This window comes from Pseudomonas sp. LBUM1659 (genome assembly GCF_059716045.1).
This window is the reverse complement of the sequence record NZ_CP166797.1, coordinates 3,394,034-3,408,015: the sequence shown is the minus strand read 5'-3', so window position 1 is coordinate 3,408,015 and position 13,982 is coordinate 3,394,034. Positions and strand designations below refer to the sequence as shown.

Genomic DNA, 13,982 nt, shown 5'->3' with positions numbered 1-13,982 from the left:
CAATGCGCATCCTTTTTTTGGCTGGCCTTGCCGGAGGCGCCTCGAAATGATCAAAACGCCGTACTACCTTATCGATAAACAAAAGCTGCTGGCGAACATGCAGAAGATTGCCTATGTGCGCGAACAGTCCGGGGCCAAAGCGCTTCTGGCACTCAAGTGCTTCGCCACCTGGTCGGTGTTCGACCTGATGCAGCAATACATGGACGGCACCACGTCGTCGTCGCTTTACGAGCTCAAGCTCGGTCGGCAGAAGTTCGCTGGCGAGACCCACGCCTACAGCGTGGCCTGGGCCGACGACGAAATCGAGGAGATGCTCGAGAACTGCGACAAGATCATCTTCAACTCCATCAGCCAATTGCAGCGCTACACTGAGGCTTCAGCAGGCAAGGTGCGCGGTCTGCGGGTCAATCCGCAGGTGAGCAGCTCGGATTACCTGCTGGCTGACCCGGCGCGGCCGTTCAGCCGTCTGGGCGAGTGGGACCCGGTGAAGATCGAGCAGGTCATCGAACAGATCTCTGGTTTCATGTTCCACAACAACTGCGAGAACGCTGACTTCGACCTGTTCGACCAGATGCTGTGCACCATCGAAGAGCGATTCGGTCATTTGCTGCACAAGGTCGAGTGGGTCAGCCTCGGCGGCGGCATCCACTTCACCGGTGACGACTACGAGCTGGATGCATTCTGCGCTCGCCTCAAGGCCTTCTCGCAAAAATACGGCGTGCAGGTCTACCTGGAACCGGGCGAGGCGGCCATTACTCAGAGCGCGTCGCTGGAAGTCACCGTGCTCGACACCCTCTACAACGGCAAGCACCTGGCGGTCGTTGACAGCTCCATCGAAGCCCACATGCTCGATCTGCTGATCTATCGCCTGAATGCCAAGCTGGCGCCGAGCGAAGGCGAACACACTTACATGGTGTGCGGCAAATCCTGCCTGGCCGGAGATATTTTCGGTGAATATCAATTCGATCGTCCGCTGGCCATCGGGGATCGGCTGTCGTTCATCGACGCAGCGGGATACACCATGGTCAAGAAGAACTGGTTCAACGGCCTGAAAATGCCGTCCATCGTAGTGAAACAACTCGACGGTAGTGTCGAGGTGGTTCGTGAGTTTGGTTACAACGACTACCTGTCCAGCCTCTCGTAAGCTGGCAGAAAGGAGATATAAAAAAATTGAAGAAAAACGTACTTATCATTGGTGCAGGAGGTGTCGCCAAGGTGGTGGCCCACAAGTGCGCGCAGCACAACGACGAACTCGGTCGTATTGCTATCGCGTCGCGCAACATCTCCAAATGTCAGGCCATCATCGACAGCGTCAAGTCCAAGGGCAGCCTCAAGCAGCCCGCCGAAATCAAGGCGTTCTCGCTGAACGCTATGGATATTGAGGCGACCAAGGCGCTGATCCGCGAAACCGAATCGCAGATCGTCATCAACGTCGGTTCTGCTTTCCTCAACATGTCGGTGCTGCGTGCCTGCATCGATACCGGCGCCGCCTACCTGGACACCGCCATTCACGAAGAACCGGGCAAAATCTGCGAGACGCCGCCCTGGTATGGCAACTACGAGTGGAACCACCTCGAAGAGTGCAAAGAGAAGAACATCACTGCCATTCTCGGTGTGGGGTTCGACCCGGGCGTGGTCAACGCCTATGCAGCACTGGCGCAACAACAGTATTTCGACCGCATTGATTCGATCGACATTCTCGACGTCAACGCCGGTTCCCATGGCAAGTATTTCGCTACCAATTTCGACCCGGAAATCAATTTCCGCGAGTTCACCGGACAGGTGTGGAGCTGGCAGAACAGCCAGTGGACCAGCAACACCATGTTCGAAGTCAAACGCACTGACGACCTGCCAGTCGTCGGGGCGCAGAACCTGTACCTGACCGGTCACGATGAAGTGCACTCTCTGTCGAAGAACCTCGGCGTGCCCAACGTGCGTTTCTGGATGAGCTTCGGCGAGCACTACATCAATGTGTTCACTGTGCTGCGCAACCTCGGCCTGCTCTCCGAGCAACCGGTCAAGACCGCCGAAGGCCTGGAAGTCGTGCCGCTGAAAGTGGTCAAGGCCGTGCTCCCTGATCCGAGCTCGCTGGCGCCTGGCTACACCGGCAAGACCTGCATCGGCGATCTGGTCAAGGGCACCAAGGATGGTCAGCCGCGCGAGGTGTTCATCTACAACGTGGCCGATCATGAAGACGCCTACGCCGAAACTGACAGCCAGGGCATTTCCTATACCGCAGGCGTGCCACCCGTGGCTGCTGCTCTGCTGGTCGCCCGCGGCGAGTGGGACGTGCAGCGTATGGTCAACGTCGAAGAGCTGCCGGCTGAACCGTTCCTCAAGGCGCTGGATGTGATGGGCCTGCCGACCCGCATCAAAGACGAGAGTGGAGATCGTCCCTGGAACGGCAACGCCTGAGGCGCCAAAAATCCAGGTGAATCTCGTTTGCCGCTCTAAACGCAAAAACGCTGCTCTTTGAGCGGCGTTTTTGTTTGTTCGATCTCGTAAAACGAATAAAAGTATTGAAAAAAATTCGTATTCGCTATAAACGGGAAGCTCACCGGCACATTGCTAACAATACAGTAAGTATCGCCATTTTTTGGCTCAGGGAGCGCTGATGAGTGTTCGTCCATTGACCGACTCCCCGCGGCAATCGAACGATTGCGACGTTGTCGCGAATCAACTGAAAGGGAACTCGGATACTGTCGGCATGACTTACGCTGGCAACGAGGACACGATCGAGCAATTGCTGGAGTCAGCGCGCAGCTGGGCCCATACCACTGCGTGGGTGGTTTACCGCGCCGGTGAACAAATGCATTGGGTCGGGCAGGGTGACCCCGAGGCGCAGTGGCCGTCAAGCGTTGCAAATGAAGAGTTTGAAGCCTTTTGCCTGAGCCGGGCCTTGCACCGCTGGCCGACCGGTAGAGGTGAAAGTGAGCTGGGTTGGCTAATGGCGCCAGTCCATGCTGCCGCAGAACCGGCGCTCGCCGAGTTTGCCCAGCGCCTGGGTATTCAGGTACAGACCAATACCCTTGCCCGTGCGCAGATTACTCAGCGTGTGCTGTATGAAATTACCTACCTGGCGAGTTCGACCCGCGACCGGTCAGTGTTTCTGGTGGGGGTTCACCAACTGCTGGCCAGTCTGATTGACGCCGAGAACTTCTATCTCGCGCTGTATAACCCGCACAGTGGCAAGATTGACTACCCGTATTACGTCGACATCATCGACGTTGATGCGTTGGAGTCCCAGCACTACGAATACCTTGACCCATCGCACCTGTCGTTGACCGGCCAGGTATTGACCACTGGCCAACCGTTGCTGATCGACGCCGCCGGTATTCTCGCGGCTCAGGCCGAGGACCGTTTCTACTGCGTGGGTGATCGTCCCGAGTTCTGGATGGGCGCACCGTTGAAAAATGCCTCGGATGATGTGTTTGGCATGCTTGCCATGCAGGTCTACGACGTTTCACGTACCTACAGCGCTGAAGACCGCGCGCTGTTTCTGGTGGTGTCGCGCCACGTGGCCATGGCGCTGGACCGGATTCTGCACCGCGAGGACCTGGAAGAGACGGTGATGCGTCGCACCCTGGAGCTTTCGGCACTCAACGACGCATTGCGCCAGGAAGTGGCAGACCGAGAGCGCGCCGAACATCTGCAGAGCGCGCTGTTCCAGATTGCTGAGCTGTCGAGCCAGCCTGGCGACATGGCTGAGTTGTTTCAAACCTTGCATGGCATCGTCGGTGATCTGCTGTTCGCGAAGAACTTCTACATTGCGCTGTTCGACGACGCGATCAGTGAAGTGACCTTTCCGTATTATGTCGATGAGCGGCAAATCATCTGCCCGCCGGCACGGCGTGGATGCCGGGGTTTGACTGAGTACGTTATCCGTCAGCGTCGACCTTGCCTGATTGACGCCGACGAGGCTGAACGACTGGCTGCGCACGGTGAAATCGAACTGGCCAAGGAGTCTGTCCGATCCCACTCCTGGCTGGGCATTCCATTGTTCGATGGTGATGTGGTGCGTGGCGTGCTTGCGGTGCAAAGCTATACCTCGCAAGTGCAGTACACCCTGCGAGACCAGGAACTGCTGACATTCGTGTCGCGACACATCGACACCGCGCTGTCGCGACGCACGGCCGCCGAAGCGATCCATGCCGCCAACCTCAAGCTGGAAGCGCGGGTACAGAACCGCACCCGCGAACTCGATCACGCCAATGCCAAGTTGCAACACGAAAACTCCCACGACTCGCTGACCGGGCTACCGAATCGTACCTACCTGCAACAACGCCTCAGCCAGGCCTGGTCGCGGTTCGGCAGCGAAGGCGGGCACCTGGCGGTGATGTTCATCGACCTCGACCGTTTCAAGATGGTCAACGACAGTCTTGGCCACCATTTTGGTGACCTGCTGCTGATGCAGGCCGCCCACCGGTTACGCGGTTGTCTGCGCGAGACCGACATGCTGGCGCGCCTGGGGGGTGATGAGTTTTCGGTGCTGGCGCCCGAAGCGCCGCTGGACGTGCTGATCGAAATCGCCGAACGAATTCTGGTGGCGTTTGACCTGCCGTTTTTCATCAATGGCCATGAAGTTTTTTCGTCCTGCAGCATCGGTATTGTCAGCGCCGACAGTCAGTTCCATCACGAGCCAGCCGACCTGCTGCGCGATGCCGATGCAGCGATGTACCGGGTCAAGAGTGCCGGGCGCGACAGCTACGCGGTGTTCAACCAGGAGGTGCGCCGTGAAGTCTCGGACCAGGTGGAGCGGGAAGGGGCCTTGCGCAATGCGCTCAAACGTACTGACGAATTGCTGCCGTATTTCCAGCCGATTGTCAGCGTCGAAAGCGGCGAATTGTTGGCCCTTGAGGCGCTGATCCGTTGGCATCAGCCGGGCGGCCGGGTGATCGCTCCGTGCGAGTTTTTGCCGGATGTCGAAGGTTTGCGCCTGATCGGTCGACTGGACCTGTACATGCTCACCAGTGTTGCGGCGATCCTCGCGCAGCCCCAGCATGCCAATTGGCCTGCGGTGCACGTCAATTGCTCCAGCTACAGCATGACGCGCCCGGACTTCGCCAGTGATGTGCTTGCACTGTTGGAGCGGCACGGGGTCGCGCCGTCGCGAATCTGCCTGGAGTTGACCGAAGGTGCGCTGGTGGCGGAGCCAGCCATTGCCCGACTGACCATGCAGCAACTGGCCGATAACGGTATGTCGGTGGTGCTCGATGACTTCGGTGCAGGGTTTTCATCCCTGAGCTATGTGCATCAATACCGTTTCAGCGGCTTGAAGATCGACAAGTCGTTCATCCTCGAACTGACCACCAGCCCTCGCAGTCGCGCAATCGTGCGGGCAATTGTGCGAATGGCCGAATCGCTGGACCTGAGTGTGGTAGCGGAAGGCGTCGAGGATGAAGCGACACTGGACTTGCTGCGCGAAATGGGTGCAGGGCAAGCCCAGGGCTACTATTTTGCCAAGCCGATGGGGTTGGAGGCGTTGTTGGCGAGTTCGTTGATCGCCCCTGTAGGTTGCTGACCTACATCCCTGTAGGTCGTCATCTGGAGCTAATGGCTAGCGGTTAAAACGCTCGGCCAAGCTGTGCAGATATTCAGCTATTTCTTCAAGATCCTGGCTGATCGAGTGTCGGACCAGGTTATGAGGCTGGCCGACCAATTCGTCGTAAGTGGAACCGCTGATGGCAACGAACGCGTCATTGCAGTAAGTGATTCGGCTATCCAGATCGGTGGTGGAGATCAATCGTTGTTCGGCGGGAAATACTCTTTCATGCTCGGTGACGGGCAAGTTCACACGCATAAAACGCGATCCATATTCGGATTATTATGAGGATTTGGGGCATGAAAATCGGCACCATGGCAACGTGGCATCGGTGCTGCCAGTGACGTGTTCTATGCGCTTAACGTGTTGGCCGACCATTCATTGGACGACCATCACTTTTCACTTCATGACAAATCCCGGCGCTAATGCGATTCACTTTCTATGGTTGGCGCCATTCGTCTGGAGGGATCCAATCCCCATTGGCGGTGCGGATTTCCCGGCTAAGCTTTACTAGCTAGTGCGCCATCAACCTACGCCCCGCAGTTCTGAGCGTGCCAATCGAACTCAAGCAGTTCCGAATGGAGCCAAGAGCTATGCGCCCCTTCAAGCTGATCGCTTTCCTTCCCGTTGCGATTGCCGGCGCCGTCCTGGCATCGGCACCCGTGTTTGCCGAGCAAGTTACCGGCACGCTGGGTTCACCCAGCGCCACCATCAGTATCAGCGGTGCGCAACTGCCACCCCCCGATCCGAAATTTGGCGGCGTGATTCAAGACGACGCCCTGCAGTCCAAACCCTGGTGGGCGCCGCGCGTGGTTCCGCCGAAAGGGGCGCCCAACGTATTGCTGATTATCACCGACGACGCCGGCTTCGGCGTGCCCAGCACCTTCGGTGGGGTCATTCCTACGCCGACGATGGATCGCATCGCCCAGCAAGGGCTGCGCTACAACCGGGTCTTCTCCACAGCGCTGTGCTCGCCGACTCGAGCCGCGCTGATCACCGGGCGCAATCACCACTCGGCGGGCTTCGGTGTGATCTCGGAGCAGTCGACCGGCTTCCCGGGCTACAACAGCATCATCGACCGGGACAAGGCGACGATCGGGCGCATCCTGCTTGATAACGGCTACTCCACTTCCTGGTTTGGCAAGGACCACAACACGCCTGTCTTCGCTGCCAGCCAGGCCGGGCCATTCAATCAATGGCCAACCGGCATGGGCTTTGAGTATTTCTACGGTTTCGTCGGCGGTGATTCCAATCAATGGGAGCCAAACCTGTTCCGCAATACGACCCAGATCTATCCGTTCCTTGGCCAGCCGCCCGGCACCTGGAACCTGGTCACGTCAATGGCCGATGACGCGATCGACTGGATGACGCGCATCCATCAGATCGACCCCAGCAAACCGTTTTTCATCAAATACGCGCCCGGCGCTACGCACGCGCCGCACCACCCGACCAAGGAGTGGGTGGACAAAATCAGCCAGATGAAGCTCTTCGACGAGGGTTGGAACAAGGTGCGCGAGCGCATCTTCGAAAACCAGAAGCGCCTGGGGGTGGTCCCGAAAGATGCCAAGTTGCCACCGTGGCCGAAAGAGGTGCTGAAGGAGTGGGATCAACTGACGGCCGAGGAGCAGAAGCTCTATATCCGTCAGGTTGAGGTCTTCGCCGCCTACGCCGCCTATAGCGACAGCGAGATCGGCCGCGTCGTGCAGGCGGTCGAGGATCTGGGCAAGCTCGACAATACGTTGATCATCTATATCAACGGCGACAACGGCACCAGTGCCGAGGGCGGACCTCTAGGCACTCCCAACGAAGTCGCCTTTTTCAACGGCGTCAGTGTGCCGGTCGCGGAACAGATGAAGTTCTACGACGTATGGGGCACCGATAAAACCTACAACCACATGTCGGCCGGTTGGTCCTGGACCTTCGATACACCGTTTTCCTGGTTCAAGCAAAATGCCTCGCAGCTCGGCGGCATCAATCAGAACATGGCAGTGTCCTGGCCGGCGCGGATCAAGGATAAGGGCGGCCTGCGCGAGCAGTTCGTGCATGTAATCGATGTGGTGCCGACGATCCTTGAAGCGGCCGGCATCCGTGCGCCCGACACGGTGGATGGCATCGCGCAGAAACCGATCGAAGGGACCAGCTTTGCCTACACCTTCGATGCGAAGAATGCCCAGGCGCCGTCGCAGCACACGACGCAGTACTTCGAAATGTTTGGCCAGTGGGCGCTGTACCAGGACGGCTGGTTTCTGAGCACGAAGGTCAATCGTGCGCCGTGGGAGGCCTTCGGCCCGGCCAATCCGGATCCGTTGAACAACCAGGTGCTTGAGCTCTTCAACCTTAAAACCGACTTCAACCAGACCGATGACCTCGCGGCCAAGAACCCGGAAAAGGTCAAGGAGATGAAGCAGGCGTTCATTGCCGAGGCCAAGAAGTACCAGGTTTTACCGCTGGACGCCTCGGTGGCAGCGCGCATCATTGCGCCGCGCCCGAACATCACCGCCGGGCGCACCGAATTCGTCTATACGAAGCCGATGACCGGATTGCCACAGGGCGACTCGCCGCTGTTGCTAAACACTTCTTACACGATCACCGCCGACATTGACGTGCCGCAGAGTGGCGCCGAGGGCATGATCCTTACGTCTGGCGGGCGGTTCGCCGGGTATGGTTTATACCTGCTTAAGGGTAAGCCTGTGTTTTTGTGGAACCTGATTGATCTGCAACGCCTGAAGTGGGAAGGCACTGAGGCGCTGCCGCCGGGCCGGCACACGGTTGAGTTTGACTTCAAGTACGACGGGGTGGGTGTAGGCACGCTCGAGTTCAACGACTTCAGCGGCCTCGCCCAGCCGGGTACTGGCACGCTCAAGGTGGACAACAAGGTGGTCGCCACTCAGCGCATGGAGCGCACGCTGCCGATGATCCTGCAGTGGGACGAGTCGTTCGACATCGGCTCCGACACGTTGACCGGCGTGAACGATGCGGACTACCAGCCGCCGTTCCCACTGACCGCCAAACTGAACCAGCTGACGATCAAGGTCGATCGCCCGCACTTGTCACCCGAGGACATCCGGAAGTTGCAGGCGGCAATGGAGGCGAAGGCCAAGCAGGATTGAGCCCGCTTCGGGTATGAGGAGCGCAGACCGTGCCTGCTGCTACGGTCTGCGCTGCTGCTCGTACAGCCGACACGCCAGGGTTGGCAATGGTCACCACCAACAGAATCCAAAGAGAGCGCCAATGCTGATCAGAAAGCTGCGCTTGAGCATTGCCATAGTCACGGCCGGGATAGTGACTGCCTGCCTGGCTGCTAACCGAGCATTTCCCGCATCCGATACCAAAGCATACCCAGCGCAAGCAGTGGCGAACGCAGGGCCCGGCCGCCGGGGAAAGTCATGTGCGGCACGGCGCTGAACACGTCGAAGCCTTGGCTGTGCCCGGCGTGAATGGCTTCGCCCAACAGTTTGGCGCACCAGTGGGTGACGTTCAGGCCATGGCCGGAGTAGCCCTGGGCGTAGAACACGTTCGGGTGCTGGCTCAAGCGACCGACCTGAGGGAAGCGATTGGCAGAGATGCCGATCATGCCGCCCCATTGGTAGTCGATCCGCACATTGGCCAATTGCGGGAACACCTTGAGCATCTGCGGACGCATGTACGCCGCGATGTCAGCCGGATCGCGCCCGGAATAATGACAGGCACCGCCGAACAGCAAGCGACGATCCGCCGAGAGCCGGTAGTAATCCAGGCCGACTTTCTGGTCGCACAACGCGACGTTATGCGGGATCAGTTGCGAGGCAGCCTCCTCCGACAAAGGCTCGGTGGCGATGATGTAGCTGCCCGCCGGAAGCACCTTTCCGCTGAGTTTGGGTTCGAGCTCCTCCAGATGCGCGTTGCAGGCCAGTACCAGACTGCCGGCGCGTACCGTGCCGCCGGCACACCGTACCTGCACGGTGCTGCCATGGATCAACTCCAGCACCGGGCTCTGCTCGAAGATCTGCACCCCCAGGGATTGCGCGACGTTCGCTTCGCCGAGGACCAGGTTCAGCGGATGCAAATGCCCCGAGCCCATGTCCACCAAGCCACCGGCATACACACCGGAGTTCACCACGTGCTCGCGGATCTGTGCGGATTCGAACAGGCGCGTTTCATGGGCGTAACCCGACTCGATCAGTTCAGCGTGCTCGGCCTTCAGTCCGGCGAACTGCGCCGGGGTGTTGGCCAGTTCGCAGAAGCCCCAGCGCAGGTCGCAGTCGATGCCGTGTTCGCGGATTCGGTTGCCCACCACTTGCACCGATTCGATCCCGGCGCGTTCCAGATAGCGCACACCTTCGGCACCGACATGTTTGGCAAACCCGCTGACGTCGTGACCGATGCCGCGAATCAACTGCCCACCGTTGCGTCCGCTGGCCCCCCAGCCAATCCGCCGGGCCTCCAGCAGGATTACCGAGAGCCCGCGTTGCGCCAATTCGATGGCCGTGTTGATGCCAGTGAAGCCGCCGCCGATCACGCAGACATCGGCCACCAGGTCCGCGCTCAACGTGGGGCGCGGCGTCAGGCCGTTAGCCGACGCGGCGTAGTAGGACTGAGTGTGTTCGTTGCTGTATTGAGTCATTTGTTGGACTTCACTTTGCTCCAGGAACGGGTCATCAAACGCATGATCGCCTGGGGCGGGGTGGTCGAAATGTAGAGTTTGTCGAGGACGGCCTGCGATGGATACACCTCAGGATTGTTCACCAGTTCCGGGTCCATGAATTCCTTGGCGGGCGGGTTCGGGTTGGCGTAACCGACCGAAGCACTGACCTTGGCAATCACTTGTGGGTCCAGCAGGTAGTTGATGAACGCGTGGGCTTCTTTTGGGTTGCTTGCGTCGGCGGGAACGGCCAGCAAGTCGAACCACAGGTTACTGCCTTCCTTGGGAATGGCGTAGGCGATGTTCACGCCGTTCTTGGCTTCCTTGGCCCGGTTGGCGGCCTGGAGCACGTCACCCGAGTAGCCGAAGGCCACGCAAATGTCGCCATTGGCCAGGTCCGAAACGTATTTGGAGGAGTGGAAGTAGGTGATGTAGGGGCGGATGGCCAACAGCTTGGCTTCGGCCTTTTTGAAGTCTTCGGGGTTTTCGCTGCGCGGGTCCATGCCCATGTAATTGAGCATTGCCGGGAACACTTCATCCGCCGAGTCCATCATCGACACGCCGCACTGGCTGAGCTTCTTGATGTTTTCCGGTTCGAACAGCACGGCCCAGGAATCGATGTGATCGACGCCCAGCACTTGCTTGACCTTGTCGACGTTATAGCCGATGCCGTTGGTGCCCCACAGGTACGGGACCGAGTGCGCGTTTTGCGGGTCGTTCTTCTCCAGCAGCGCCAACAGTTTCGGGTCGAGATTTTTGAAGTTTGGCAGTTGCTCGCGGTCCAGTTTCAGGAATGCGCCGGCTTTCACCTGACGCGCGAGGAAGTGGTTGGACGGCACCACCACGTCGTAGCCGGTGCGGCCCGCGAGCAGTTTGCCCTCCAGGGTTTCGTTGGAATCGAAGACGTCGTAGATCACCTTGATCCCGCTTTTGGCCTGGAAGTCGGCGAGGGTGGTTTCGCCGATGTAATCGGTCCAGTTATAGACGCTGACCTGTGGCTGAGCCTGCGCACCGGCGCTGCACATGATCGCCAGCGCGAGCGGGACCGCGGATTTCAATAGACTCATATCGACACCTCTTCTAATTATTGGATTCTTCCGGAATTTCTTTGGTGTTCTGGAGGCCGCCATCGCGAGCAGGCTCGCTCCCACAGGGGAATGTATTTCAACTGTGGGAGCGAGCCTGCTCGCGAAGCGGCCTGTGCAGGCAAATAAGGTCTCAGACGCTCATCATCAGGAATTCCCGCTCCCAGGAGCTGATCACCCGCTTGAAGTTCTCATGCTCGGCACGCTTGACCGCGACATATCCGCGGACAAACTTGCTGCCCAGATAACGCTCGACGGTGGCGCATTCTTCCATCTGCGTCAGCGCGTCTTCGATGGTGATCGGCAAGCGCAGGTTGCGACGTTCATAGGCGCGACCTTGCACCGCTGCGCTCGGTTCGATGCGCTCGACCATGCCCAGGTAACCGCACAGCAAGCTGGCGGCAATCGCCAGGTACGGGTTGGCGTCAGCACCTGGCAAACGGTTTTCCACACGCATGGCATCAGGCGACGAAGTCGGCACGCGCAGGCCGACGGTACGATTTTCTTCGCCCCATTCGACGTTGACCGGTGCCGAGGTGTCCGGCAGGAAGCGGCGGAACGAGTTGACGTTGGGCGCGAACATCGGCAGCACTTTGGGAATGTACTTTTGCAGGCCACCGATATGGTGCAGGAACAGCTCGCTCATGCTGCCATCGGCGTCGGCGAAGATCGGCTGGCCGGTGGCGATGTCGACCACGCTCTGGTGGATGTGCATGGCGCTGCCGGGCTCATCGCCAATCGGTTTGGCCATGAACGTCGCCGCGACGTTGTGCTTGAGCGCGGCCTCACGCAGGGTGCGCTTGAACACAGTGATCTGGTCAGCCAGGTCCAGCGCGTCGCCGTGACGGAAGTTGATTTCCATCTGCGCCGGGCCGTCTTCATGGATCAAGGTATCGAGGTCCAGACCCTGGAGTTCGCACCAGTCATAGACGTCTTCGAACAGGGGATCGAATTCGTTGGCGGCGTCGATGGAAAACGACTGGCGACCGCTTTCCGCACGGCCCGAACGACCCATCGGCGCTTTCAGTGGCAAGTCCGGGTCTTCGCAACGCTGGGTCAGGTAGAACTCCATTTCCGGCGCGACAATCGGCCTCCAGCCTTTGTCGGTATAGAGCTGCAGCACTTTCTTGAGCACGTTACGCGGTGACAATTCAATCGGGTTGCCGAACTTGTCGAAGGTGTCATGGATGACGATAGCGGTGGGCTCGATGGCCCATGGAATCACGTATACCGCGTCAGGATCTGGCTTGCAGACCATGTCGATGTCAGCGGGGTCGAGCAGGTCGTAGTAGATGTCGTCGTCGACAAAGTCCCCGGTTACCGTTTGCAAAAGCACACTTTCCGGCAGGCGCATGCCTCGCTCATGCAGGAACTTGTTGGTAGGTGCAATCTTGCCGCGTGCAATGCCGGTCAAGTCGCTGACCACGCACTCGACTTCGGTAATCTTGTGATCTTTCAGCCACGTGAACAGCTGATCGAAAGGGACATTCATAAAGACCTCGTTATTGGTTTTATTAACGTCGGGGAGGGCGGTTTCATCCACCGCACTCTTCCCCTGAGACGCGTTGACGACTATCTTGGGCGAGCCTTGCGGTTCCATCTATCCACTTTAAGCAGCACCAAAACGCACCAAACGAGTGCGTAAGGTCACCCATGTCAGCGTCCAGTCCGATACAGGTTCAAGCGTTCAACACCGAAGATGTCGCCGAGCAAATCCGCGCGACACCAGGTTGGGTACAGCACTATCAGCAAATGTCGCCGGGGCATTTCGCCGGGCGTGTGCGTTATCTGGACTTACACGGCGTGGAGATCTACGAAGAGCAAATGAACACCCGGGTCGAGCAGAATTTCAGCGCACCCCAGGGGTCGCTGGCGTTCTGTTTTGATCGCAGCGATAACGCGCTGTACCTGCTCAATGGCGAAAGCCGCAACATCTGGATCACTCCCGAGAACTACCAGGAAATCGCCGTGGTGTTCGGGCCGGAGTTCGTTCAGCGACAGGGTTTGAACGTGGCGCAGCTCGAAGGGTTGTTCATGTCGCCGCTGAACTCGGGGCAGAACGCTTTGTTCAGCCGCTGGTTGAGCGGCACGCTGACCCGCCTGGGAGAAACGCTCGACCCACCGAGCAAGGAAGCCTTGACCCAGCAGTTGCTGGAGGACTGTTTGTACATCCTCGACAACGCATCTGTTTGCCTCGATCGAGGTGGCTTACAGCGTCGTACCGAAGCGCGCACGATCATGAAACGCATCGGTGAGTGGGCTGCCGATTCGCCGGAGGAAACCCTCAACTTGCTGGAGCTTTCCCAGGTCGCCGGGGTGTCGCTGCGCCAGTTGCAGCATGCTTTCAAGGCCTTCACCGGGATGACGCCGACCCATTGGCTACGTCTGCGAAGACTCAACAATGCCCGCCGTGAATTACTCAGCTGCACGCCCAACGAGACCACCGTTGCGCAAGTCGCGATGAATGGGTCGTTTTGGCATTTGGGGCGGTTTTCCAGCAGCTATCGGGCGTTGTTCAACGAGTTGCCAAGCGAAACACTCAAGCGCGCCAGCCAGCGCTGATTCAACTTATAAATCGGCGAGCTTGTTATTGATGTAGTGGGTTGTCAGGTTTTTGTAGTTCTCGTCTGTAGTCTACTTCCTGCAACTGTAGCTCGATGTTTCAGGGAGAGCAGGGTTTTACGATATTTTCTTCTTAATCAATAGCTTGCAAATGTTTGTCTGTTGCATTTAG

At 58.7% G+C, this 13,982-nt stretch carries 9 protein-coding genes; 5 read left to right on the top strand and 4 right to left on the bottom strand.

The window, feature by feature from the left end:
• Positions 1 to 46 precede the first annotated feature (46 nt).
• The 3 genes from nspC to ACA048_RS15345 all read left to right on the top strand — a co-directional run bounded on the left by nspC (position 47) and on the right by ACA048_RS15345 (position 5,521).
• The gene (nspC, locus tag ACA048_RS15355; RefSeq protein ID WP_497625188.1) at positions 47 to 1,144 is read left to right on the top strand and encodes a carboxynorspermidine decarboxylase; all 1,098 of its coding nucleotides are present in this window, start codon (positions 47 to 49) and stop codon (positions 1,142 to 1,144) included.
• 26 nt (positions 1,145 to 1,170) lie between these two features.
• The gene (locus tag ACA048_RS15350) at positions 1,171 to 2,415 is read left to right on the top strand and encodes a saccharopine dehydrogenase family protein (RefSeq protein WP_497625187.1); all 1,245 of its coding nucleotides are present in this window, start codon (positions 1,171 to 1,173) and stop codon (positions 2,413 to 2,415) included.
• A 199-nt stretch (positions 2,416 to 2,614) separates the two neighbouring features.
• The gene (locus ACA048_RS15345) at positions 2,615 to 5,521 is read left to right on the top strand and encodes a sensor domain-containing phosphodiesterase (RefSeq protein ID WP_497625186.1); all 2,907 of its coding nucleotides are present in this window, start codon (positions 2,615 to 2,617) and stop codon (positions 5,519 to 5,521) included.
• A gap of 36 nt (positions 5,522 to 5,557) precedes the next feature.
• On the opposite strand, the gene ACA048_RS15340 is transcribed toward ACA048_RS15345, so the two are convergent.
• Positions 5,558 to 5,800 (bottom strand): PAS domain-containing protein, encoded by a 243-nt coding sequence (locus ACA048_RS15340; RefSeq protein ID WP_497625185.1) that lies wholly within the window; start codon positions 5,798 to 5,800, stop codon positions 5,558 to 5,560.
• A 335-nt stretch (positions 5,801 to 6,135) separates the two neighbouring features.
• Here ACA048_RS15340 and ACA048_RS15335 point away from each other — a divergent pair, with 335 nt between their 5' ends.
• Positions 6,136 to 8,652 carry an arylsulfatase gene (locus ACA048_RS15335; RefSeq protein ID WP_497625184.1) on the top strand — a complete coding sequence of 839 codons (2,517 nt, stop codon included), beginning with the start codon at positions 6,136 to 6,138 and terminating at the stop codon, positions 8,650 to 8,652.
• A 191-nt stretch (positions 8,653 to 8,843) separates the two neighbouring features.
• On the opposite strand, the gene ACA048_RS15330 is transcribed toward ACA048_RS15335, so the two are convergent.
• The 3 genes from ACA048_RS15330 to ACA048_RS15320 form a co-directional block, all read right to left on the bottom strand.
• Positions 8,844 to 10,145 (bottom strand): NAD(P)/FAD-dependent oxidoreductase, encoded by a 1,302-nt coding sequence (locus ACA048_RS15330; protein ID WP_497625183.1) that lies wholly within the window; start codon positions 10,143 to 10,145, stop codon positions 8,844 to 8,846.
• Positions 10,142 to 11,230: a polyamine ABC transporter substrate-binding protein gene (locus tag ACA048_RS15325; protein WP_497625182.1), complete on the bottom strand. Its 1,089-nt coding sequence runs from the start codon at positions 11,228 to 11,230 to the stop codon at positions 10,142 to 10,144. The genes ACA048_RS15330 and ACA048_RS15325 overlap by 4 nt, the downstream gene beginning before the upstream one ends.
• Positions 11,231 to 11,381: 151 nt before the next feature.
• Positions 11,382 to 12,740: a glutamine synthetase family protein gene (locus ACA048_RS15320; RefSeq protein WP_497625181.1), complete on the bottom strand. Its 1,359-nt coding sequence runs from the start codon at positions 12,738 to 12,740 to the stop codon at positions 11,382 to 11,384.
• Positions 12,741 to 12,901: 161 nt separating this feature from the next.
• On the opposite strand from ACA048_RS15320, the gene ACA048_RS15315 reads away from it, so the two are divergent.
• A complete protein-coding gene (locus ACA048_RS15315; protein WP_497625180.1) occupies positions 12,902 to 13,810 on the top strand; it encodes a helix-turn-helix domain-containing protein in 909 nt (302 codons plus the stop codon).
• Positions 13,811 to 13,982 lie beyond the last annotated feature (172 nt).

Excerpts from the sequence above, each read along its gene's own strand:
- nspC (WP_497625188.1), top strand. The coding sequence starts at position 47 with ATGATCAAAACGCCGTACTACCTTATCGATAAACAAAAGCTGCTGGCG.
- ACA048_RS15345 (WP_497625186.1), top strand. The coding sequence starts at position 2,615 with ATGAGTGTTCGTCCATTGACCGACTCCCCGCGGCAATCGAACGATTGC.
- ACA048_RS15340 (WP_497625185.1), bottom strand. The coding sequence starts at position 5,800 with ATGCGTGTGAACTTGCCCGTCACCGAGCATGAAAGAGTATTTCCCGCC.
- ACA048_RS15335 (WP_497625184.1), top strand. The coding sequence starts at position 6,136 with ATGCGCCCCTTCAAGCTGATCGCTTTCCTTCCCGTTGCGATTGCCGGC.
- ACA048_RS15330 (WP_497625183.1), bottom strand. The coding sequence starts at position 10,145 with ATGACTCAATACAGCAACGAACACACTCAGTCCTACTACGCCGCGTCG.
- ACA048_RS15325 (WP_497625182.1), bottom strand. The coding sequence starts at position 11,230 with ATGAGTCTATTGAAATCCGCGGTCCCGCTCGCGCTGGCGATCATGTGC.
- ACA048_RS15320 (WP_497625181.1), bottom strand. The coding sequence starts at position 12,740 with ATGAATGTCCCTTTCGATCAGCTGTTCACGTGGCTGAAAGATCACAAG.
- ACA048_RS15315 (WP_497625180.1), top strand. The coding sequence starts at position 12,902 with ATGTCAGCGTCCAGTCCGATACAGGTTCAAGCGTTCAACACCGAAGAT.